The sequence below is a fragment of the Micromonospora sp. BRA006-A genome, assembly GCF_033433935.1.
In the GTDB taxonomy this organism is placed as follows: Bacteria; Actinomycetota; Actinomycetes; order Mycobacteriales; family Micromonosporaceae; genus Micromonospora; species Micromonospora aurantiaca.
Genome location: NZ_JANCLW010000001.1, coordinates 3,294,028 through 3,316,165 on the forward strand (window position 1 = coordinate 3,294,028; position 22,138 = coordinate 3,316,165).

General features: G+C 74.2%; 24 protein-coding genes. 16 read left to right on the forward strand and 8 right to left on the reverse strand.

Features of this window, described 5'->3' with window-relative positions:
- Positions 1–87: 87 nt before the first annotated feature.
- From ctaD to NMK34_RS14820, 5 genes are all read right to left on the reverse strand, one after another.
- Entirely contained in the window at positions 88–2,091 is a 2,004-nt protein-coding gene (gene ctaD, locus NMK34_RS14800; protein WP_318333890.1) for a cytochrome c oxidase subunit I, read from the reverse strand.
- 87 nt (positions 2,092–2,178) lie between these two features.
- Entirely contained in the window at positions 2,179–2,910 is a 732-nt protein-coding gene (locus NMK34_RS14805; protein ID WP_318333891.1) for an ATP-binding protein, read from the reverse strand.
- 152 nt (positions 2,911–3,062) lie between these two features.
- Entirely contained in the window at positions 3,063–3,515 is a 453-nt protein-coding gene (locus tag NMK34_RS14810) for a DUF4383 domain-containing protein (RefSeq protein ID WP_318336347.1), read from the reverse strand.
- Between the two features lie 106 nt (positions 3,516–3,621).
- Complete coding sequence (locus NMK34_RS14815) at positions 3,622–4,776, reverse strand: glycosyltransferase (protein WP_318333892.1); 1,155 nt, start codon at positions 4,774–4,776, stop codon at positions 3,622–3,624.
- Between the two features lie 28 nt (positions 4,777–4,804).
- Positions 4,805–5,788, reverse strand: coding sequence for a glucosyl-3-phosphoglycerate synthase (locus tag NMK34_RS14820; protein ID WP_318336348.1), 984 nt, complete (start codon positions 5,786–5,788; stop codon positions 4,805–4,807).
- A gap of 247 nt (positions 5,789–6,035) precedes the next feature.
- Between NMK34_RS14820 and NMK34_RS14825 the strand changes: the two genes are divergently transcribed.
- From NMK34_RS14825 to NMK34_RS14845, 5 genes are all read left to right on the forward strand, one after another.
- Positions 6,036–7,058 carry a Gfo/Idh/MocA family oxidoreductase gene (locus NMK34_RS14825; protein ID WP_318333893.1) on the forward strand — a complete coding sequence of 341 codons (1,023 nt, stop codon included), beginning with the start codon at positions 6,036–6,038 and terminating at the stop codon, positions 7,056–7,058.
- Entirely contained in the window at positions 7,051–8,139 is a 1,089-nt protein-coding gene (locus tag NMK34_RS14830; RefSeq protein ID WP_318333894.1) for a zinc-dependent alcohol dehydrogenase, read from the forward strand. Before NMK34_RS14825 ends, NMK34_RS14830 begins: the two co-directional genes overlap by 8 nt.
- Before the next feature lie 172 nt (positions 8,140–8,311).
- Complete coding sequence (gene secA2 / locus NMK34_RS14835; protein ID WP_194801640.1) at positions 8,312–10,606, forward strand: accessory Sec system translocase SecA2; 2,295 nt, start codon at positions 8,312–8,314, stop codon at positions 10,604–10,606.
- 203 nt (positions 10,607–10,809) lie between these two features.
- Entirely contained in the window at positions 10,810–11,526 is a 717-nt protein-coding gene (locus NMK34_RS14840) for a GAF and ANTAR domain-containing protein (protein ID WP_412098882.1), read from the forward strand.
- A 76-nt stretch (positions 11,527–11,602) separates the two neighbouring features.
- On the forward strand, positions 11,603–12,106 hold the full coding sequence (locus NMK34_RS14845) for a DUF2231 domain-containing protein (RefSeq protein WP_318333896.1): 504 nt from the start codon (positions 11,603–11,605) through the stop codon (positions 12,104–12,106).
- Between the two features lie 6 nt (positions 12,107–12,112).
- On the opposite strand, the gene NMK34_RS14850 is transcribed toward NMK34_RS14845, so the two are convergent.
- The gene (locus NMK34_RS14850; RefSeq protein WP_318333897.1) at positions 12,113–13,093 is read right to left on the reverse strand and encodes a DUF3500 domain-containing protein; all 981 of its coding nucleotides are present in this window, start codon (positions 13,091–13,093) and stop codon (positions 12,113–12,115) included.
- Positions 13,094–13,116: 23 nt separating this feature from the next.
- Entirely contained in the window at positions 13,117–13,509 is a 393-nt protein-coding gene (locus NMK34_RS14855) for an ankyrin repeat domain-containing protein (RefSeq protein WP_318333898.1), read from the reverse strand.
- A gap of 70 nt (positions 13,510–13,579) precedes the next feature.
- On the opposite strand from NMK34_RS14855, the gene NMK34_RS14860 reads away from it, so the two are divergent.
- The 9 genes from NMK34_RS14860 to NMK34_RS14900 all read left to right on the forward strand — a co-directional run bounded on the left by NMK34_RS14860 (position 13,580) and on the right by NMK34_RS14900 (position 19,517).
- The gene (locus tag NMK34_RS14860) at positions 13,580–13,957 is read left to right on the forward strand and encodes a signal peptidase I (protein ID WP_318333899.1); all 378 of its coding nucleotides are present in this window, start codon (positions 13,580–13,582) and stop codon (positions 13,955–13,957) included.
- Positions 13,958–14,062: 105 nt separating this feature from the next.
- Positions 14,063–14,515: a cysteine dioxygenase family protein gene (locus NMK34_RS14865; protein WP_318333900.1), complete on the forward strand. Its 453-nt coding sequence runs from the start codon at positions 14,063–14,065 to the stop codon at positions 14,513–14,515.
- A 38-nt stretch (positions 14,516–14,553) separates the two neighbouring features.
- Positions 14,554–15,048 carry a rhodanese-like domain-containing protein gene (locus NMK34_RS14870; protein ID WP_318336349.1) on the forward strand — a complete coding sequence of 165 codons (495 nt, stop codon included), beginning with the start codon at positions 14,554–14,556 and terminating at the stop codon, positions 15,046–15,048.
- 52 nt (positions 15,049–15,100) lie between these two features.
- Positions 15,101–15,673, forward strand: a complete 573-nt coding sequence (locus NMK34_RS14875; RefSeq protein WP_318333901.1) for a winged helix-turn-helix domain-containing protein — start codon at positions 15,101–15,103, stop codon at positions 15,671–15,673.
- Between the two features lie 292 nt (positions 15,674–15,965).
- On the forward strand, positions 15,966–16,577 hold the full coding sequence (locus tag NMK34_RS14880) for a winged helix-turn-helix domain-containing protein (protein WP_318333902.1): 612 nt from the start codon (positions 15,966–15,968) through the stop codon (positions 16,575–16,577).
- A 99-nt stretch (positions 16,578–16,676) separates the two neighbouring features.
- Complete coding sequence (locus tag NMK34_RS14885) at positions 16,677–17,306, forward strand: uridine kinase (protein ID WP_318333903.1); 630 nt, start codon at positions 16,677–16,679, stop codon at positions 17,304–17,306.
- Between the two features lie 182 nt (positions 17,307–17,488).
- Entirely contained in the window at positions 17,489–17,887 is a 399-nt protein-coding gene (locus NMK34_RS14890; RefSeq protein ID WP_269706492.1) for a TraR/DksA family transcriptional regulator, read from the forward strand.
- Between the two features lie 48 nt (positions 17,888–17,935).
- Positions 17,936–18,805 (forward strand): DUF72 domain-containing protein, encoded by an 870-nt coding sequence (locus tag NMK34_RS14895; protein ID WP_318333904.1) that lies wholly within the window; start codon positions 17,936–17,938, stop codon positions 18,803–18,805.
- 283 nt (positions 18,806–19,088) lie between these two features.
- Positions 19,089–19,517, forward strand: a complete 429-nt coding sequence (locus NMK34_RS14900; protein WP_194801626.1) for a DUF2267 domain-containing protein — start codon at positions 19,089–19,091, stop codon at positions 19,515–19,517.
- A gap of 76 nt (positions 19,518–19,593) precedes the next feature.
- On the opposite strand, the gene NMK34_RS14905 is transcribed toward NMK34_RS14900, so the two are convergent.
- Positions 19,594–20,337, reverse strand: coding sequence for a PIG-L deacetylase family protein (locus NMK34_RS14905; protein ID WP_318333905.1), 744 nt, complete (start codon positions 20,335–20,337; stop codon positions 19,594–19,596).
- A 185-nt stretch (positions 20,338–20,522) separates the two neighbouring features.
- Between NMK34_RS14905 and NMK34_RS14910 the strand changes: the two genes are divergently transcribed.
- Both NMK34_RS14910 and NMK34_RS14915 read left to right on the forward strand, forming a co-directional pair.
- A complete protein-coding gene (locus tag NMK34_RS14910; RefSeq protein WP_318333906.1) occupies positions 20,523–20,828 on the forward strand; it encodes a hypothetical protein in 306 nt (101 codons plus the stop codon).
- Positions 20,829–20,831: 3 nt separating this feature from the next.
- Positions 20,832–22,109 (forward strand): cupin domain-containing protein, encoded by a 1,278-nt coding sequence (locus NMK34_RS14915; RefSeq protein ID WP_318333907.1) that lies wholly within the window; start codon positions 20,832–20,834, stop codon positions 22,107–22,109.
- Positions 22,110–22,138 lie beyond the last annotated feature (29 nt).

The window sequence follows — 22,138 nt, forward strand, 5'->3', positions numbered from 1 at the left end:
CCGCGCCGGCTCCCCACCACGGGGCGCCGGCGCGAGGCGTACGACGAGAGGGCCGGCGCCCGGCGGCGCCGGCCCTCCTCCGGTGTCTCAGTTCTCCGGGGTGTCCCCGTGCCCGCGCGGGTGCCGCCACCTGTCATTGGGCTGGTCGCCGCGCTCGGCGTTGAGCGCGCTGCCCTCCGGCTCGTCGGTCTCCTCGAAGCTGGGCCGGCGCACCTCCTCCGGCTCCGGCACCTCCACCGGGCGGGCGCCGGACTGCGGCGCGGGCTGGTAGTCCACCGCCTCGCGCGCGCCGTACGCGCCGCCGGCCGACGGCGACTCCGGCACGTGCCGCTCGTGGTGCAACTCCTCGCTGAAGCTCTGCGGCGGCTTCGTGGTGCGCTGCGGCAGATCGCGGCCCAGGTCGGACACGAGCGGGCCGTACTTGAGGTCGAACGCGGGCCGCTCGGAGCGGATGCGCGGCATCCGGTCGAAGTTGCGCAGCGGTGGCGGGCAGGTGGTGGCCCACTCCAGCGAGTTGCCGAAGCCCCAGGGGTCGTCCACGGTGACCATCGCGCCGTACCGCCACGACTTCCAGACGTTCCAGATCACGAACAGCGTGGACGCGCCGAGGACGAACGAGCCGATGCTGGAGATCGTGTTCAGCGTGGTGAAGCCGTCGCCGGGCAGGTAGTCGGCGTACCGGCGGGGCATGCCCTCGTTGCCCAGCCAGTGCTGTACCAGGAAGGTGGCGTGGAAACCGATGAACATGGTCCAGAAGTGCATCTTGCCGAGCCGCTCGTCGAGCAGCCGCCCGGTCATCTTCGGGAACCAGAAGTAGAGCCCGCCGAACGCGGCGAACACGATGGTCCCGAACATCACGTAGTGGAAGTGCGCCACCACGAAGTAGGTGTCGGTGACGTGCCAGTCCACCGGCGGGCTGGCCAGCAGCACGCCGGTCAGGCCGCCGAGCAGGAACGTCACCAGGAAGCCGACGGCGAACAGCATCGGCGTCTCGAAGGTGATCTGTCCCTTCCACATGGTGCCTATCCAGTTGAAGAACTTCACCCCGGTCGGCACCGCGATCAGGAAGCTCAGGATGCTGAAGAACGGCAGCAGCACCTGGCCGGTGGCGAACATGTGGTGCGCCCACACCGTCATCGACAGCACCGTGATGGCGATGGTGGCGAGCACCAGGCCGGTGTAGCCGAAGATCGGCTTGCGGGAGAACACCGGGATGATCTCGGTGATGATGCCGAAGAACGGCAGCGCGATGATGTACACCTCGGGGTGACCGAAGAACCAGAACAGGTGCTGCCAGAGCATCGGGCCGCCGGTCGTCGAGTCGTACACGTGCGAGTGCAGCAGCCGGTCCGAGGCCAGCGCCATCAGCGCGGCCGCCAGCAGCGGGAACACGAAGATCACCAGGACGCTGGTGAGCAGCGCGTTCCAGGTGAAGATCGGCATCCGGAACATGGTCATGCCCGGTGCGCGCAGCGTCACGATCGTGGTGATCAGGTTGACCGCACCGAGGATCGTGCCCAGGCCGGACACGGCCAGGCCGACCACCCACAGGTTCCCGCCGACGCCGGGGGAGTGCTGCGAGGTGCTCAGCGGCGTGTACGCGGTCCAGCCGAAGTCAGCCGCGCCGGCCGGGGTGGCGAACCCGCCCACGACCATCAGCGCGCCCAGGAAGTAGAGCCAGTACGCGAACGCGTTCAGCCGGGGGAACGCCACGTCGGCGGCGCCGATCTGCAGCGGCACCAGGTAGTTGGCGAACCCGAAGAACAGCGGGGTGGCGAACAGCAGCAGCATCACCGTGCCGTGCATGGTGAACATCTGGTTGTACTGCTCGGGGGAGACGATCTGCATCCCCGGCCGGGCCAGCTCCGCCCGGATGATCAACGCCAGGATCCCGCCGACGATGAAGTACCCGAACGACGTGACGAGGTAGAGCAGGCCGATCTGCTTGGCGTCGGTGGTGCGCAGCAACCGCCACAGCGCGTTGCCCTTCACCGCCTCCCGTACGGGCCCGGGGAATCCCCCGAACCGGGCCGGCGCGAGGATCGCGGGCCCCCGGTCTCGTACCGGTTCCGTGACTACCCGCTTGGGCATGGCATCTCACCCCGTGTGACGACAGACAGGACGGGCGGGCGTACCCGGCCCTCTGCCCATGTAACCAGGCGAGAGCGGAGAATTCGGTCAATTAGCCGGGAGTATGGCCCAGACGACCTTGCCGGCGCCGACCGGAGTGCTGCCCCAGCGCTGGGTCAGCTCGCGGACCAGCATCAGCCCGCGGCCACCCTCGGCGCGCGGGTCGCGGCTGGTCGCCTCGTACGCGTCGGCCGGGCTGCCGTCCATCACCGCGACCCGCAGGTACGGCCGGCGCAGCGTCAGCGTCACCTGCATCGGGGTGCCGGCGTGCCGCACCACGTTGCCGACCAGCTCGCTGAGCACCAGCGACGCCGGCCCGGCCAGCTCCGGCACGTTCCACCTGCCGCACGCCTCGGTGACCAGCTCCCGGGCCCGGCGGCAGGCGCCGGCGACCGGCTCCAGCCGGGCCCGCAGCCGGGGCGACGCCGCCGCGCCGGCCAGCGCGGTCGCCTCGGCGCAGTCCCGGCGCACCGGCACGACCCGGCAGGCGGTGGTCTCGTTCAGCCAGGCCGCCGTCTCGGCGCAGGGAGCGGCGAGGACCATCGGCACCGCCGGCCAGTCGGCGGCCCGGCGGGCGGCGGCGGCGAACACGGACAGCGCCAGCGGCTCGCCGACCTCGATCTCCTCCAGGTCGACCACCAGGGCGTCCGGCTGCGCGGCGAGGCAGCTGTCGAGCACCTCGTGCACCGCGCGCATCGTGCCCAGGTCGAGCGCTCCGGCCAGCCGTACGACAGTGACCGGCGACTCGTCGCGGACCTCGCACCTGATCCGGGTCACCATCGCCGCCTCGTTTCCTTCTCGTCGGGGAGGGCCGCCCTCGTCGGGAGGGTCGCCCCGGCCGGGGCGGTCGCCGCCTCCCACAGCCGGAGGACTACGGACGTACCCGGGCCCCGGACCGGCGAAACCGGGCATCGGGGCCGCCGGGGCGCAGGTCAGCGGCGGTCCCCGCGCCGCGCCGCGAGCAGCCCCAGCGCCAGCATTGTGGCGCCCAGCAGCAGGTGCAGCCACGAATCCGCGCGGTTGACCGCGAGCGCGTTCGCCGCGTCGCGCCGGTCGACCGCCAGCCCGTAGAGCCACAGCGCCAGGTAGACCGCGCCGGCGCCGACGAGGAACGCGCGGGCCCCGGCGACGGTACGGGCCAGCACCAGCCCGGCCACGCCGAGCACCAGATGCACCAGGTTGTGCACCACCGAGACCTGGAACACACCGAACAGCCGGGCGCCGGAACCCGGGCCGGCGAAGCGCAGATCCGCGAAGTGGCTGGTGACGCCCGGCACGAAACCCAGCGCGCCGAGCAGCAGCAGGAGAACGGCGAACCCCGAGGCGATCCGGCGTACCGGCGCCCGCCCGTCGGCCGGGTTGCGCCGCGCCCGGGAGTGCGCCATCGAGTTCGTCACGCCGGCCTCCTCGCCACCGCGGGAAGCGCCGGTTTCCCGCGGCCGGCCGGGGCAAACGCCGGCCCGGCCGCGCGGGGTGGCAGGCCGGCGCGGCTCAGGCGGGCTGCAGCGGCTTCGGCACGCCCGCCCGGACCCGGTCGTACAGCTCCACGTACCGCTGTGCCATCCGAGCCGGGGTGAACCGCCGGGACGCCTCCTGCCGGCACTCGGCCGGCTCCAGCCCGGCGGCGGCGAGCACCAGGTCACCCAGCTCCCGCTCGTCGCCGGTGAGCAGGCCGGTGCGGCCGTGCTCGATCAGCTCCGGCAGGCAGCCGCGGGAGGTGGCCACCACCGGTGTGCCGAGCGACAGCGACTCGACCACCGCCGTACCGCCCGGCTCCTCCCAGCGCAGCGGGAACAGCGACGCCCGCGCCGAGGCGACCAGGTCGTCGCGGTCCCGCCCGGCCACCGTGCCGACCCAGCGCACCCGGTCGCCGTCGACGTACGGGGCCACCTGGTCGTGGAAGAAACGCACGTCCGGGTTCTGCCGGGCCTCGTCGCCGGCCGCGGCCAGATCCTCCGGCCGGTGGTACGGGCCCACCGGACCGGCCAGCACCAGCCGGAAGCCGGCCTCCTGCGCGAGCCGGGCGCCCAGGTCCTGCCCCTTGCCGGGGTTGATCCGGCCGAGGATCACCACGTGGTCACCCTTCGCCACCGGCGCGTGCCGGTCCGCGTCCACGGCGAGCGGGGTGGACAGGTGCACGTGCCCCACCGCGTGCGCGCGCAGCGCCTCCGGGGCGCGCGCCAGCTGCGACGCGGACACGCCGTTCACACGTACCCGGTCGCCGCCGTCGAGGTTGCCGTACAGCTCCGGGTGCTTGGCGAGGTCCCAGTGCAGGGTGTGCAGCACCGGCGGGGCGTCCGGGCCCATCGCGGCGAGCGTGGCCAGCCCGACCGCCTCCACGTGGTCGTGCACCAGGTCGATGTCGTCGCGGGCGTGCAGCGCCCGCACCACCCCGGACAGGTGCGCCTGGGAGACGCCGCAGACCTGGTTGTACGGCCGCTGCAAGGCGTGGAACTGGCCGTCCGGAAAGACCGCGATCCGCTCGTCCACCGGCAGCGTGCTGCTCTCCACCGAGGCCAGCACCACCCGTACGCCCAGGCGGCGCAGTTCCGGCACCAGCGTGGCGATCACGTTCTCGATGCCGCCGTAGCCCGGCGGCGGCACGGACAGCCACGGCCCGGCGTTCATCAGCACGGTGAGCGTCATGCGCTGTCCTCTCTCCGGGGTTCCCCGCTCACGCGGCCGCCACCCGGCGGCGGGGAAGGCGGTTGCGCATCTGCGCCAGCGGCGGGCGTTCCTGCACCGACACGTCGTTCACGACGATCTCGCGGTCGAGGTTGGGCAGCGTCTCCGAGCCGCCCCGGCGGAACTGGGTCAGCAGTGCGGTCGGCGCCACCCCGGGCGCCGCCCACCCGCGCCGTTGCAGCCGCGACCAGGCGGTCAGCATGATCTGCGCGGACATCCGGCCCAGCGCGGCGGTGTCCTGGTGCCGGTGCTTGCGCTCACCCAGGTCCACCTGGGCCAGCGCGTCCAGCCCGACCAGTTCCAGCAGGTCGATCAGCATGGCCGTCTCGACGCCGTACCCGGTGACGAACGGCACCCGTTCCAGCACCTCCCGGCGGCCGGCGTACTCGCCCGCGAGCGGCTGCACGAAACCGGCCAGCTCCGGCCAGAACAGGTTCAGCAGCGGCCGGGCCATCAGCTCCGTCACCCGCCCGCCACCGTCGGGCTCCACACTGGTCGCGCCGACAAGCGGCCGGTGGTAGAAGCCCTTCACGAACTCCACGCTCGGGTCCGTCAGCAGCGGCCCGAGCAGCCCGGTCACGAAGTGCGGCCGGAACTCGCGCAGGTCGGCGTCGATGAACGCGACCACGTCCCCCTCGGCGGCGGCCAGCCCGGCCCAGAGCGCGTCGCCCTTGCCGGTCAGCCGGGGCAGCCCGCGCGTCATCGCGTCCTGGCCGACCACCTCGGCGCCGGCCGCGCGCGCCACCTGCGCGGTCCGGTCGGTGGAGCGGGAGTCCACCACGATCAGCTCGTCGACGAGTGGCACGCGTTCCATCAGGTGTTCCCGGACGGTCGACACGATCGCGCCGACCGTCGCCTCCTCGTTGCGGGCCGGCAGCACCACGCTGACCCGGCTCGCGCCCTTGGCGCGGACCAGTCGTCGCGCCGGCCAGTCGGCGGCGGTGCTGGTGCGGTACGTGGCCCACGCCTCCACCACAGGTGAGACGGTCGAATCTGATTCCCGCACGGGCACCCCCCATTAGTGGTGGAATCGCGAACCATGGTTTCCCAATCCCGCATCCGCGCTAACCGGATCTTGCCTAACAACCTGATCACCAGGTGCGTACCGGGCGGTTCCGGGCAGATGAACGTTGCGTTGCGCCCCCCGGCGGCGTTTCGCGCGCTGCCGCCGGGGGGAGTGGTGACCGCAGTCTTCCAGTCGTGGCGAGAGGGTTGGTCGGATGCGTACCTGCCGGGTGGGACTAGTCGGAGCCGGTGGGGTGGCGCAACGCCACGCCCGGGTGCTCACGGGCTTCGAGGACGTGGAGCTGCTCGGTGTGACCGACGTCGCGCCGGACGCGGCGGGGGCGCTCGCCGGCACCTACGGCGGCCGGGTGTTCCGCGACGTGGACGAGCTGCTCGCAGCCGGGCCGGACGCGGTGTACGTGTGCGTGCCGCCGTTCGCCCACGGGCCGGTCGAGGAGGCGGTGGTCGCCGCCGGGGTGCCGATGTTCGTGGAGAAGCCGGTGGCGCTGGACCTGGAGACCGCCGAGCGGGTCGCGGCGCTGGTGGAGCGGCGCGGCCTGCTCACCGGCGTCGGGCACCACTGGCGTTACCTGCACGTGGTGGAGGAGGCACGGCGGCTGCTCGCCGGCCGTCCGGTACGGATGGTCAACGGCGCCTGGCTGGACAAGGTGCCGCCGGTGGCGTGGTGGGCGCGGCGGGACCGCTCCGGCGGCCCGGTGGTGGAGCAGGCCGGGCACGTGCTGGACCTGGTCCGGCTGCTGGCCGGCGAGGCGGTCGAGGTGACCGCCTACGGCGACGGCAGCCCGCCGCCGGTGGACGGCGCCGACATCGACTCGGTGACCGCCGCCACGCTGCGGTTCGGCTCCGGTGCGGTCGGCACGCTCGCCGCGTCCTGCGTGCTCGGCTGGAAGCACCGGGCCGGGGTGGAGATCCTCGCCGACGGGCTGGTGATGTGGCTGGCCGAGGACGGCCTGACCGTGCGTGACGCCGACGGCGAGCGGCACGTGCCCGCCGACCCGGACGGCGCGCGGGTGGCCGTCGACCGGGCGTTCGTCGACGCCGTGTGCGGCCTCGGCGACGACGTGCGGGTGCCGTACGCCGAGGCGCTGCGCACCCACCGGCTCGCGCTGGCGGTGGCCGAGTCGGCGCGTACCGGGCGGCCGGTGGCGCTGCCGACCGGGCCGGCGGCCCGGCTCACCGCGGCGGTCGCGGACGCGGGGGTGAGCGTCGATGCGTGACCGGGTGGTGGTGGTCGGTGGACCCGGCCGGGTGGAGCTGGCCGAACTGGACGCGCCGGAGCTGCGCGAGGGCACGTTCCGGGTGGAGACGCTCTACAGCGGCGTCTCGGCCGGCACCGAACTGAGCTTCGTCAAGGGCACCAACCCCTACCTGCACGTCACCTGGGACGCCGGGCTCGGGCTGTTCCGGCCCGGGGAGGCGAGCACGCCGTACCCGGTGACCCGGCTCGGCTACATGCAGGTCGGGCGGGTGGTGGCCAGCCGTACCCCGGCCGTCGCGGTGGGCGAGGTCGGGGCCATGACGTACGGCCACCGCAGCGGCTGGGTGGCCGACCCGCTCACCGAGCGGTTCGTGCCGCTGCCCGACGACCTGGATCCGCTGCTCGGCGTGTACGTCGCGCACATGGGCCCGATCTGCGCCAACGGGCTGCTGCACGCCGCCGCCGACCTGTGCGGCACCGACGTACGCACGCTCGGTGACGGCGTACGCGGACGCCGGGTGGCGGTGGTCGGCGGCGGTGTGGTGGCGTTGCTGACCGCGCTGTTCGCCCGCCGGCACGGCGCCGCCTCGGTGGTCGTGGTCGACCCGACGCCGGCCCGGCGGCAGGTGGCCGAGGCGCTCGGCCTGGACACGCTCGACCCGGACGCGGACGACCCGGCGGTGGTGCTCAAGACGCGGTGGAACCACGCCGCCGGGGACCGGGGCGCCGACGTGGTCTTCCAGTGCCGGGGGCAGGACTGGGCGTTGCAGCTCGCGCTGCGCCTGCTGCGCCCCCAGGGCACGGTGATCGACCTGGCGTTCTACCAGGCCGGCGCGGACGCGGTCCGGCTCGGCGAGGAGTTCCACCACAACGGGCTGTCGCTGCGCTGCGCGCAGATCGGCCGGGTGCCGCGCGGCCTGGCCCCCACCTGGGACCGGGAGCGGCTGTCGGCGGAGACGGTGGAGTTGCTGCGCCAGTACGGGGACGTGATCCGCAAGCACCTGATCTCGGCAGTGGTCCCCCTGGACGAGGCCCCCACCCTGCTGACCGACCTGGCCGACCGCCGCCGCAGCGAACTCCAGGTGGTCCTCACCCCCTGACGCGCCTCCGCCCCGAACGCGTCGATCATGAGGTTGACGGCGACGAAACGGACACGAGATGCCGTCAACCTCATGATCGACGGAAGCGGGCGGGGGAGCGGGTGGGCGGGGGAATGCGGCGCGCGGTGGGCGGGGGTCACAATCGGCTCCGGTTCGCGTACCGTTGCGGCTCATGGGTGTGTCGCAACGGTTGAAGACCAGGTTCCGCCGGTTCCTCCAGCGCCCGGGGACGACTGTCGACCTGGCGCCGCTGGAGAAGCTGCTGCCGGCGATCGAGGCGCGCGAGGCGGACCTGGAGCAGCTCTCCGACGCCGAGCTGACCGAGGCCGCCGGCCGGGCCACGGGGTACGAGGAGATCTGCGCGATCGGCCGCGAGGCGGCCCGGCGCGGGCTCGACCAGCGCCCCTACGACGTGCAGCTGCTCGGCGCGATGGCGCTGCTGTCCGGCAAGGTCGCCGAGATGGCCACCGGTGAGGGCAAGACGCTCACCGCGACGGTCGCCGCGTACGGCCACGTGCGGCTGGGCAACGGCCCGGTGCACGTGCTGACCGTCAACGACTACCTGGCCCGCCGCGACGCCGAGTGGATGACACCCGTCTACGACCTGCTCGGCCTGACCGTCGGCTGGGTCAACGAGGCGTCCACTCCCGACGAGCGGCGCGCCGCGTACGGCTGCGACGTCACCTACGTGTCGGTCAGCGAGGCCGGCTTCGACTTCCTGCGCGACCAGCTCGTCACCGACCTGGCCGACCGGGTGCAGCCGGCGCTGAAGACCGCGATCGTGGACGAGGCCGACTCGATCCTGATCGACGAGGCCCGGGTGCCGATGGTGCTGGCCGGCGCGGTCGGCGGCGAGCAGGATCCGGTGCACGCGGCCGCCGCGCTGGTGCGCGGGCTGCGCAAGGGCAAGCACTACACGATCGCCGAGGACGGCCGCAGCGTCGCCTTCACCTCGGTCGGCCTGGCCACCGTCGAGGCCAAGCTCGGCGGCATCGACCTGTACGACGAGGAGCACGTCGGGCAGCTCTCCGCGGTGAACGTGGCGCTGCACGCGCACGCACTGCTGCACCGCGACGTGGACTACATCGTCCGGGACGACTCGGTCGAGCTGATCGACGAGATGCGCGGCCGGGTCGCGCAGCGCCGCCGCTGGCCGGACGGCCTGCAGGCCGCGGTCGAGGCGAAGGAGGGCCTGGACGCCACCGCCGAGGGCGAGGTGCTGGGCACGATCACGGTGCAGGCGTACATCGCGCTCTACCCGACGGTCTGCGGCATGACCGCGACCGCGGTCCTCGTCGGCGACCAGCTCCGCGAGTTCTTCGGCCTCGAGGTCGCGGTGATCCCGCCGAACACCCCGTGCGTCCGCGAGGACGAGCCGGACCGGATCTACGCCACCCGCGCCGAGAAGGAGGAGGCGCTGGTCGACGAGATCACGCGCTGCCACGAGGCGGGGCGGCCGGTGCTGGTCGGCACGCTCGACGTCAAGGAGTCCGAGGGGCTGGCCGCCGCGCTCAACGCCGCCGGGGTGTCGTGCGTGGTGCTCAACGCCAAGAACGACGACGAGGAGGCCGGCATCATCGCGGAGGCCGGCGCCTACGGCGCGGTGACGGTCTCCACCCAGATGGCCGGCCGGGGCGTCGACATCCGGCTGGGCGGCAGCGACCAGGCCGACCGGGACCGGGTGGCGGAGCTGGGCGGCCTGTACGTGATCGGCAGCGGCCGGCACGACAGCCGCCGGGTCGACGACCAGCTCCGCGGCCGGGCCGGTCGGCAGGGCGACCCGGGCGGGTCGGTGTTCTTCGTCAGCCTGGAGGACGACCTGGTGGTCCGGCACGCCGGCGACACCGTGCCGGCCTCGCCCCGGATGAACGCCGACGGCCTGGTCACCGACCCGCAGGTCGACTACGCGGTGGAGCACGCCCAGCGGGTCGCCGAGGGCGTCAACCACGAGATCCACCGCAACACGTGGCGCTACAGCCAGGTGATCGAGCAGCAGCGCAAGGCCCTCGCCGAGCGCCGGGAGCGGCTGCTGACCAGTGACATCGCCGCGCTGATGCTGCTGGAGCGGGTGCCGGAGAAGGCCGGCGACATGGACGAGGACCTGCTCGCCGACGTGGCCCGCAAGATCGCCCTCTACCACCTGGACCGGCTCTGGGCCGACCACCTGGCCGAGCTGTCCGAGGTACGCGAGGGTGTGCACCTGCGGGCGCTGGGCCGACTGGACCCGCTCGACGAGTTCCACCGCAGCGCGGTGCCGGCGTTCAACGCGCTGGTGCCCGAGATCGAGACGCGGACCGTGGCCACGTTCGAGGAGACCGAGTTCGACGAGGGCTGGGAGCCGGACTCGTCGAAGCTGGTGCGCCCGACCGCCACCTGGACGTACCTGGTGCACGACAACCCGTTCGGCTCGGAGCTGGACCGGCTGATCGCCTCGGTGGGCCGGCGGCTCATCTCCGGGTCGCGCTGACCCGCGCCGAAGGCCCCTTCCGGTGCGCCCGGGAGGGGCCTTTTTGCGCGGTTTCGCCCGCGGTCTGCGAGGGTAGTAGGCCGGGGCCCGGCCACAGGAGGGACGGACATGGGACAGGCAACGGTGCCGGACGGCGAGACCGCGTGGACGGACGCGGGGACGGTGGAGGCCCCGGCCCGGTGAACCTCGACACGCGCCAACCCATGATCGACAACCTCGGTGTGCTGGAGACGGCCGCGCTGCTGCGTGAGCTGACCGCCGGCCTGATCGGTGCGGCCGGGTTCGACGAGGCGCTCGACCGCCTGGTCCGGATCGCCCGCGACGCCGTGCCGGGCGTGGACTGCTGCGGTTTCACCGCGCTGCGCGCCGGTGAGCCCGCCGGGGTGGCCGCCTCCGACCCGGACCGGGCCGAGCTGGACGACCTGCGGCACGGGCCGGACACGCCGGCGATGACGGCGATCCACCGCCGGGAGATGATCATCGCGGGCGGGTTGCCCGACGAGACGCGCTGGCCGGCCTGGAGCGAGCGGGCCCGCGCGCTGGGCGTGCACGGCGTGATCTCCGCCCCGGTCGACGTGGACGAGCAGGTCATCGGCGCGATCAACCTGTACGCCGAGGCGCCCGAGGCGCTCACCCCCCGCCACCAGCTCACCGCGATGCTGCTCGCCGAGCACGCCGGTCTGCTGCTGGCCGCCGCACGCGACCGCGAGCGGGCCGCCTCCCGGGCCGGCGAGATCGACGACTCGCTGCTGGCCGAGGGCGTGGTCGGGCAGGCCGTCGGTGTGATCATGACGCAGCGCGGCTGTCCCGCCCCGGAGGCGCTGCGGGTGCTGCGCAGTGCCGCGTCCTCGCTGGACATCCCGCTGCGCGAGGTGGCCGAGCGGCTCGTGCTGACCGTCTCCCGGCCCCGGGACAACTGAGCGACAGTCGTTTCACCCCGCGGCGCCTCGGGTAGCACTCTGGACTGGTGAGCTGCGCCGACCTGGGGAGGAAGCGATGCAGAGCCGACTGCGGGTGCAGGGGCATCCCATTCAACCGATGCTTGTCACGTTCCCGTTCGGCCTGTTCGTCTGTGCCGCGGTCTTCGACCTGGCCGACGTGGCCGGCGGGCCGGCGTTCCTCGGCGAGGTGGGCTACTGGACCGCCGTGGCCGCGCTCGTCGCCGCCGGGCTCGCCACCGTCGCCGGCCTGGTCGACCTGTGGGACGTCCGCGCCGGGCGGACCAGCCGGACCGTGCTGACGTTCAACCTGGTCAACGCCGTCATGGCGGGGCTGTTCCTGCTGTCCTGCCTGATCCGGGCGAACGCGCCGCAGCGGGGCGCGAACGGCGCCCTGCTCGCCGCCGAACTCGTCGCGCTGGCCGTCGGCGCGGTCGGGGTGGCCCTGGGCGCGCGGCTGATGCAGCAGTTCGACCGGGCCACCGAGCCGGGCGGCTTCGAGACGTTCGGCGACGTGCCCGCCGGGTCCACTGTCGAGATCGCCCGCCCGCGCCCGTTCTGACCCGCCTCAGCGCGGCGCGTCGCGGCCGGTAGCCGCCGGCCGGTGGGCGGCGGCGTGGTGCGCGGCCAGCACGTCGGCGCCGAAGTCACCGGCCGGGCGGCGCAGCACGGTGTGCGCGTGGTTGCCGTCGTCCGTGGTGTTGTCGTACTCGATCAGCAGGTCGTCGCCCTGCACCCGGTAGTAGTGCCGCCGGCCCGGCTCGACCGGGCCCGCCCAGGCGAAGTGCAGCTCGCCGCCGTCGAGCCGGTCTGCCTCCCGGGCCGCCAGCTCCGGTGGGAGCCGGTCCAGGTAGAGCGCGACCAGCCGGTCGAGCAGCGCCCGGCCGGTGGGCCGCAGCCGCCCCCGGGGTACGCCGAGCGGGTCGAGCCGTCCCGGCGCGGTGGCCCGGGTGGCGCTGATGATGTCGTCGGGCGCCTCGTCGGCGATGATCGCGGCGGAGCGGCCGGCCGGTCCGAGCGCGTCGAGCAGCTCGCGGGCCAGATCCTCCTCGGGGCCCAGGGGCCGGGAGACCGGGCGGCCGGCGTGCCGGACGGTGGCCGGGTTGGCGCCGAGGAAGACCGGCGCGGGGGAGATGCGGTCGTCGGCGACCGTCATGCTCACCGACAGGTGGTGTCCCTCGAACCGCCAGGCCCAGTCGTCGTCGCGGTCCGGGTCGCCGAAGACGGCCACCCAGTAGTCGCCGCTGTGCCGGCCGCGCCGCCAGTCCTCGGCCCGGTCCAGCACCTCCTCCAGCGCCATCACGGTCATGGCCTGCGCGTACGCGGCCGGGCTGAGCGCGGTGGCGAGCAGCCGGTGGGCGGCCTTGCGGGCGTCGACGTCCAGGCCGGCGAGCGCGACGCCGGGCCGGGGCCGCGGCCGGTACTCCAGCCACCGCCGGGCCGGCTCGTCGTCGAAGGCGTGCCGGGCGGCGTCGCGGGCCGGCTCGTCCAGCGCGGCCAGGAACGCCGCGGCGGCCGTGCGCATCTGCTCGGGTACGGGATCCTCCACCGTCCCTGTATACCGCCCGCCGGTCACGCGCGGCCGAGCAGCGCCAGCATGTCGGGCAGCTCGAAGAAGCGGGCGGTCTCGACCGCGGACGGGCCGCCGTGGTCCGGGTCGGCGCCGGCGTCGAGCAGCGCGCGGACCGCCGCCTCCTGGCGCCGGAACACGGCCGCGGCGAGCGCGGTCTGCCCCCTGTCGTTCACCCGGGCCGGGTCGGCGCCCCGGGCCAGCAGCGCGGCCACCGTGTCCGGGTGGGCGTGGTACGCGGCGAGGATCAGCAGCGTGTCGCCCTTGGCGTTGGTGAGGTTGACCGGCAGCCCGGCGTCCACGTTGGCCGCCAGCTCCTCGGTGGCGCCGGCCCGCGCCAGGTCGAACATCCGGTGGGCGAAGGCGATGGTCTCGTCGTCGAGTTCGTCGGCCATCCGCCCAGGCTATGGCGTCGCGGCCGGACACGCCTGGTAGCTTGCGCAGCCGGGCACGGGAGGCGCGGACATGGACGATCGGGTGTACGTGGGCAACGCGGCGGTGGACGGCGCGGCCGACGCGGGCTGGCTGCTGGGCCACTTCAAGCCGGCCGGGGACGTGCGGCACAGCACCGACGTGGAGGTGAAGTGGGGCGTGCACCCGGCGGGGGAGACCCGGTCCCGGTGGGCCACCGGCGAGCGGCGTACCGCCCTGCTGGTGCTGATCAGCGGCGCGTTCCGGATCGAGTTGCCGGATCGGACGGTGGTGCTGCGCGCCCCCGGTGACTACGTGGTGTGGGGGCGGGGCGTGGACCACTCCTGGTACGCCGAGCGGGAGTCCACGGTGCTCACCGTCCGTTGGCCGTCGGTGCCGGGTTACAAGGTGGGTCCGCCGGTCCTGCGCTGAGTCACGTCCGGCGTCCCAGCATCCGGTATTACCTACTAAACCGATAGGCTTTACCGTCTAAGCTGTGCGGGTACAACCGCTCCGCACCGAGAGGACGCATCGCCGATGACCAGCACCGTTCCCGCCGACCTGCTCGCCGCCGCCGCCCGTTGGGCCGACCCGGACGGCTGGCCGGTGCCGCTGCGGTTCGAGGCGCCCGAGCGCTGGTACGCCCGGCTGGACGCCGGCGACGCGTACGAGGTGTGGGCGCTGAGCTGGCTGCCCGGACAGGGCACCGGCCTGCACGACCACGGCGGCTCGTCCGGTGCGTTCCTGGTCGTGGCCGGCGTGCTCACCGAGGAGACGGTGAGCGGCGGGCGGCTGCGCCCGCACCGGCTCGCCGCCGGAGCCGGCCGGCGCTTCGGCGCCCGGCACGTGCACCAGGTCACCAACCACGGCGACGAGCCCGCCGTCAGCGTGCACGTGTACCGGCCGGCGCTGACCCGGATGGCCCGCTACCACCTCGTCGCCGGCCGGCTCCGGGTCGCCGAGGTGGCCCGAGCCGGGGTGGCCTGGTGAGCCGCACCCGCAACCCCGACGAACGGAAGGACGCCACGATGGCGCAGCAGACCCCCACCCGCACCGAGCGCTGTCCGGTCCCGCCGCCCGGCTCGCGGGGCATCGACGAGATCCTCGCCGCCACCCGGGCCCGCCTGCGCCGCCTCGACCCGGAGCAGGCCCACCTGGCGTGCCGGGGCGGAGCGCTGCTCGTAGACATCCGCCCGGCCGCACAACGCGCCGCGCAGGGCACGGTGCCCGGCGCGCTCGTTGTCGAACGCAACGTGCTGGAGTGGCGCTTCGACCCGCGCTGCGCGGCAAGGCTGCCGCAGGCGACCGGCTACGACATCCCGGTGATCGTGCTCTGCCAGGAGGGCTACACCTCGTCGCTGGCCGCCGCCGCGCTCCAGGACATCGGCCTGCACCGGGCCACCGACGTCGCCGGCGGCTTCGCCGCCTGGCAGATCGCCGGCCTGCCCACCCTCGGTCCCACCCCGCCGACCCGACCCTCGTCCGCCGCGCCCCCGGTCACCGCCGGCGGGGCGCTCCGTTGACCGTCCCGCCGCACCCGGCGGGGCGGGGCAACCGCCCGCACAGGAGGCTCCCATGTCCGTCGTCGCCCTCACCACCCGTCCGGCCCGCTCGGGCCGCCCCGACCGGGCCGTGCCGCCCCGGCCGCGTACCGCACCGACGCTCACCATCACGCTCGACCTGGGCGCCGGGCCGCTCACGCCGGGTCTCGCGCGCCTGGTCGACCTGCTCGACGAACTGGCCGCCTCCGGCGAGGGACTGGCCGCCTCCGGGGAAGGGCCGGCCGCCCGTACCGTGCTCGACCTGCGCCGCGCCGACGCCGCCGCCCCGGCGGCGCCCGTCCCCGGCGGCGTGCGCATCCTCACCGGCACCCGGCGGGTCCGGCACGGCGCCGCCGAGATCCCACTGACCCGCATCGAGTACGACCTGCTGCTGTTCCTCGCCGAACATCCCCGCCGCGTGTTCACCCGCCTGCAACTTCTCGCGAACGTCTGGGGCTACGAGCACGCCGTGGCGCGCACCGTCGACGTGCACGTGCGCCGCCTGCGGGCCAAGTTCGGGCCGGACACGCCCTTGGTGACCACCGTGTACGGCGTGGGCTACCGCCTCGCCGACGACGCCGCGATCGTCGTGGACCGCGACGCCTGACCCCGGCCCGGACGGCACGCGGCGCACCCCGGGATCGGGTGCGCCGCGTTCACGTTCGCCGCTGATCCGCCATTGTGAACCCCCGGGGAGACCCCCCGTACCATGCCGAATCGGTGCTCTGCTGTAATCAACGGGCCTCGCACGCAGAGCGAGCGCACGGCTGCGATGTGTTCGTCAAATGTCACATTCATGCAACGCGGCCGCCCCTTGACCCTCGCAGAGACGCCGGGAAGCATCGATGAAGCGGCGTCCCGGGCCGTGGGGAGATACCCGGACCAGCCCAAGGAGGACCATGTCGGTCAGCCCCGCCTCGTCGCGCGCCGGATGGCATACGTCCCAACCCGCGGTCCCCGGTCGCCCCCCGGGCGGCCAGCGTCGTCCCGCGAACACGGCCGCCGCGCCCATGCTCACCGTCACCCTCACCATCCCCCTGGCCTGCGAGGAGTCGCTGACCCCGGCCGCCCGCCGGCTGCTCGACGCCGCCCGCGAGATGCTCGAACGCGGCGACGCGGTGGTCAGCGCGGGCACGGTCCCTTCCGAGCGCCGGCCCGACACCGTGCCGGGCGGCCGCGCTCCGGCCCGTCCGCTCGCCCCGACCATCCCCACCCTGCACATCCTCGCGTCGTCCCGGTCGGTGCTGCGCGACGGCGAGCCACTGCCGCTGACCCGCCTGGAGTTCGACCTGCTGCTGCACCTGGTCGCCCACCCGCGCCGGGTGTTCACCCGCCTGCAACTGCTCAACGCGGTCTGGGGGTACGAGCACGCCGGCGTCCGCACCGTCGACGTGCACGTACGCCGGCTGCGCGGCAAGGTCGGCGTGGACGTCCCGCTCGTCACCACCGTCTACGGCGTCGGCTACCGGCTCGCCGACGACGCCCGCGTCACCATCGACCGCACCGGCTGACCGTCCGGGACCACCACCCGCCGATCGGCGCCGGACGGAGCCCCGACCGCCCGGACCGATCATGTGGTGACCCGCCCGCCCGCGCGGCACGATGGTCCGATGCGCGTGCGCCCGATCAGTCCCGACCGGCTCGTCACCGAGCTGGCCGAGCTTCTCGCCCGCACCGGGACGCCCGGCCGGCTGCGGGTCGCCGTGGACGGCCCGCCCGCCGCCGGCCCGGACACGCTCGCCGAGGCACTCGTCGACCCGCTGCGCGCCGCCGGCCGGCCGGTGCTGCACGTCCGCGCCGACGACTTCCTCCGTCCCGCCTCGGTACGCCTGGAGCACGGCCGCACCAACCCCGACGCGTACTACGAGGGCTGGCTCGACGAGCCCGGGCTGCGCCGCGAGGTGCTCGACCCGGCCGGCCCGGACGGCTCCGGCCGGCTGCTGCCGTCGCTGTGGGACGCCCGCGCCGACCGGGCCAGCCGCGCCGCGTACGTCGATCTGCCGCCCGGCGGCGTGGTGGTGGTCAGCGGCGCGCTGCTGCTCGGCGGCACGCTGCCGTTCGACCTCACCGTCCACCTCGTGCTCTCCCCGGCGGCGCTCGCGCGGCGCACCGACCCGGCGCTGCGCTGGACCCTGCCCGCGTTCGCCCGATACGCCGGCGAGGTCGACCCGGCGTCCTTCGCCGACGTGGTGGTCCGGGCCGACGACCCGCGCCGCCCGGCGCTCGTCGTGGCCGCCTGACCAGCGGCTACGGGCTCACCGGAAACACTCAGGAAACAGCCGGTTTGACCCGCCGAGGGCGGGGGTAATCGCCCGGCTCACAGAGCACGGGTGATCTCGTCGCCCGCGCATCCACAGTCGGACCGGGTCCGGGGCGCTGGCCGCCCCGGTCCGGTATGAGGACGTAGGAAAGGCAGGCAGCGATGCTCGTCCACGACACGACAGCCACCGGCCGCTCCCAGGCGGAGGTCGACCAGATCCGGCAGTCCCTGCGGTCGCGGTACGACGAGCTGACCGCCGAGTACGAGCACACCATGGCGCAGAGCCAGGTGCTGCGGCTGGTGGAGGTCGGCGACACCGCCGGCGACGACCAGGCCGACAGCGGCACCAAGACCGCCGAGCGGGACACCGCGCAGTCGCTGCTGCGCACCATCCTGGACCGGCGGGCTCAGTTCGAGCACGCGCTGACCCGGCTGGACGAGGGCACCTACGGCTTCTGCGAGGGCTGCACCGCCCCGATCCCGGTGGAACGGCTGGAGATCTTCCCGTCCGCGACCTCCTGTGTGGCCTGCAAGCAGACCCGGGAGCGGCGGGCGGCCTGAACGCCGTTCCGGTTGCCGGTCGGTCCTCCATCGCGGTGAACTCCCACCATGGGTGAGATCAAGGTGGGCACCGCCTCGTGGACCGACCGGACGCTGCTCGACTCCGGCTGGTACCCGGCGAGCGCCGACACCCCGGAGAAACGGCTGTCCTACTACGCCCGGCAGTTCCCGCTGGTCGAGGTGGACGCCACCTACTACTCGCCGCCGGCCGAGCGGACCGCCCGGCTGTGGGCCGAACGCACCCCGGCCGGGTTCACGTTCAACGTCAAGGCGTTCAGCCTGCTGACCGGCCACCCCACCCGCGTCTCCGCGCTCTACAAGGACCTGCGCCCGGACACCGACAAGCGCAACGTCTACCCGGACGACCTGCCCGCGCAGGCGTACGAGGAGGTGTGGACCCGGTTCCTGTCCGCCCTCGACCCGCTCGTCGAGGCCGGCAAACTGGGCGCGCTGCTGTTCCAGTTCCCGCCCTGGTTCACCATCAAGCGGGCCAACAAGCAGTACCTGCTGGAGGTGGCCCGGCGGTGCGCGCCGCTGCGCCCGGTGGTCGAGTTCCGGCACGCCTCCTGGTTCGACGGCGACAACGCCGAGGAGACGCTCGGTTTCCTGCGCGAGCACGACCTGCCGTTCGTCTGCGTGGACATGCCGCAGGGACACAGGTCGTCCGTCCCGCCGGTGCTGGCGGCCACCGCCGACCTCGCGGTGGTCCGGTTCCACGGCCACAGCGACAAGTGGACCAGCAAGGACATCCACGAGAAGTTCGGCTACGACTACTCGAAGCGGGAACTGCGCGACTGGGCGCCGAAGCTGCGCGAGCTGGCCGGCCGGGCCGAACAGACGCACGTCCTGATGAACAACTGCTACCGGGACTACGCGCAGCGCAACGCCACCACACTCGCCGGCCTGCTGGACGGCTGAGCGTCTCACCCGGTCCGGGTGAGGCCCGCTCACCCGCCGCCGCAGCAGCATGGACGGTGGGCGCCGGCTCGGGCGCCGCGACGAGGAGGTGGGTCATGACGGTACGGGTGGTGGCGGATCGGCGCCGCGGTGGCGTACTGCACGTGGTCGGCAGCTCCGAGGCGCCACGGCGGGCCGAACGGCCCGGCCGGTTCAGTCCGACCCGGTTGTGGCGGGGCCCCAGCGGTCCGCCGCGCCGCGCCGAGGACCGACGCTGGGAGACCGAAGTACGGGGGTGAGCCCGATGGCCGAACAGCTGTTGTCCGCGTTCGAGTCCTCGCTGGACAAGACGAACGTGATCCTCAAGGAGATCGAGTCCGCGTACGGCTGGCCGAAGGAACAGCGCAACCAGTCCTACGCCGCGCTGCGTACCGTCCTGCACCTGCTGCGGGACCGGCTGCCGGTGCAGGAGAGCGCCGAGTTCGCCCAGCAGCTGCCGGTGCTGGTGCGCGGGATCTACTTCGACGGCTGGCAGCCGGAGAACGTGCCGATCAAGCTCAACCGCGACGACTTCCTGTACGAGGTGCGCCAGGGCTTCCCGTACGACGTCGAGGGCGGTGCGCAGCGGGTGGTGCAGGTCGTGCTGGACACGCTGCGGCGGCACGTCACCCAGGGCGAGTGGGAGGACGTGAAGGCCACCATGCCGGGTGACCTGCGTCAGATGATTCCCTGATCCGGCACCGGACCGGCCCGTCCCGCCCCCTCGGCGGGGCGGGCCGCCGGCGTGCCGGCCAGGAACATCGCCGGCCCTACTGAAGGTTGATCTGGAAGACCTCGAACGTGGCGCCGAACCGCGCGCCGAGCCGGCTGCCGGCCGGCCGGGCCATGCCCTCCAGGAACTCCTCGGCGTCGAAACCGCCGTCGCCGAGCCCGCTCAGGTACGCCCCGTGCGCCCGCAGCGACGCCACGCCCTTGTCGAACGTGTCCGTCACGTCCACCCCGTGCCGGGCCACCGGCGACCCGGCCGCCCACACCTCGCGGACCCGCGACCACGGCTGCGTGCCGCCGGTGAGCTGCTCCGGGAAGAGCCACCGGTTGCCGGCGTCGCGGACCGCGTCCAGCGTGGCCCGGCCGCAGGCGATGTGGTCGGCCTGGTTCAGCGCGTACGCCCCGTCCCACGTCTCCCGGAAGTTGTTCGTCAGCACCACGTCCGGCCGGTGCCGGCGCACCACGGCGGCGATGGCCCGGCGCAGCGGCACGCCGTACTCCAGCAGCCCGTCGGGCAGGCCGAGGAACTCGACCTCCGACACCCCGACCACGGCGGCGGAGGCCCGCTGCTCCTCCTCGCGCACCACCCGGGCGCGTTCCGGCGTCATCCCGTCGATGCCCGCGTCGCCGCTGGTGAGCAGGCAGTACACGACCTCCTTGCCCTGCCCGGTCCAGCGCGCCACCGCGGCGGCGGCGCCGAACTCCAGGTCGTCGGGGTGTGCCACCACGGCGAGCGCCCGCTGCCAGTCCTCCGTCAGTGGGGTGAGCGGCTCCGGCTGCGTCACGTGCGTCTCCTCGCGTCGTCCTCCCGCCATCCTGGCATCCGCCCGTCCCGGCCGCTTGCCCCGCGAACCGCCCGTACGGCGGCGTCCGGGCGTCTACGGTGTGGTTAGAGAAGATCGGGCGTGGGGTACCACCCGCTGCACACGGACCCCGGCACCACGCGGGGCGGCACACCGAGGGAGCACCCATGGCATTGAACGACGACGACATCCAGAGCAGCAGCGGCGGCAGCGGCCTGGAGGGCCCGGCCGACGGCGGGGCGACCCCGGGTCAGCACGACGGTGGCGCGGACGGCGGCGCGGAGGGCCCCGCCGACGGCGGCGCGACCCCGGGTCAGCACGACGGTGGCGCGGACGGCAGCGCGGAGGGCCCCGCCGACGGCGGCGCGACCCCGGGTCAGCACGACGGTGGCGCCGACGGCAGCGCCGAAGGTCCGGCCGACGGCGGCGCGACCCCCGGTCAGCACGACGGCGGCGCCGACGGCAGCGCCTGACACATGAGCACCACGCACGTCGACCCGCCGGGTGGCCACGGCCGCCCGGCGGTTCCGTTCTCCGCGACCGAGGCGCTGGCCCGGTGCGTGGCGGTGGAGCCGGCCAAGTTCGCCGCCGACCACTGGGGGCGCAGCCCGCTGCTGTCCCGCGCCGCCGAGCTGCCGAACGCCGACGGCTTCACCGACCTGCTCAGCCCCGCCGACGCCGACGAGCTGCTCAGCCGCCGGGGTCTGCGTACCCCGTTCCTGCGGGTGGCGAAGGACGGCCGGCTCGTGCCGGCGGCGCGGTTCACCGGCGGCGGTGGCGCGGGCGCCGAGATCGGCGACCAGGTCCTCGACGAGAAGGTGCTGGCGCTGTACGCCGACGGGGCGACGCTGGTGCTGCAGGGCCTGCACCGCACCTGGCCGGCGATCGTGGACTTCGCCCGCGACCTGGGCACCGCGCTGGCCCAGCCGTTACAGGTGAACGCCTACCTGACGCCGGCCGGCAGCCAGGGCTTCGCCACCCACTACGACACGCACGACGTGTTCGTGCTCCAGGTGGACGGACGCAAGCACTGGCGGATCCACCCGCCGGTGCTTGCCGACCCGCTGGAACGCCAGCCGTGGGGCGGCCGCGCCGACGAGGTCTCCGCGACCGCCGAGGGCCGCCCCGAACTGGACGTGGTGCTGGAGCCGGGCGACGCGCTCTACCTGCCGCGCGGCTGGCTGCACAGCGCCCAGGCGCAGGAGTCCAGCTCGCTGCACCTGACAGTGGGCATCCGGGCGCTGACCCGGTACGCAGTGGTCGAGGAACTGCTCGCGCTCGCTGCCGAGGACGCGCGGCTGCGCGCGAGCCTGCCGTTCGGTCTCGACCTGGCCGACCCGGACGCGATCGAGCCGGAGCTGACCGAGACCGTCGAGGCGCTGCGCGACTGGCTGCTGCGGGCGGACCCGGCGGCGGTGGCCGGCCGGCTGCGTGCCCGGGTGTGGCCGGCCGCCCGCCCGGCGCCGATCCGGCCGCTGGCCCAGGCGCAGGCGCTGGCCCGGCTAACAGCGGACAGCGAGGTGGCGGTACGCGGCGGCCTGCGCTGGCAGCTCACCCCGGCGGGGGACGGGCGGGTCACGCTGCGCGTGCCGGACCGGACGCTCACCCTGCCCGGCACCTGCGAGGCCGCGCTGCGGGCGCTGCTCACCGGCGAGGTCACCAGGGTCGGCGACCTGCCCGGCCTGGACGACGACGCCGACCGCCTGACGCTGACCCGCCGCCTGCTCAAGGAGGCCGTCCTGACCCCCGCCTGACGGCCCGATCATGAGGTCGACCGGCGGCG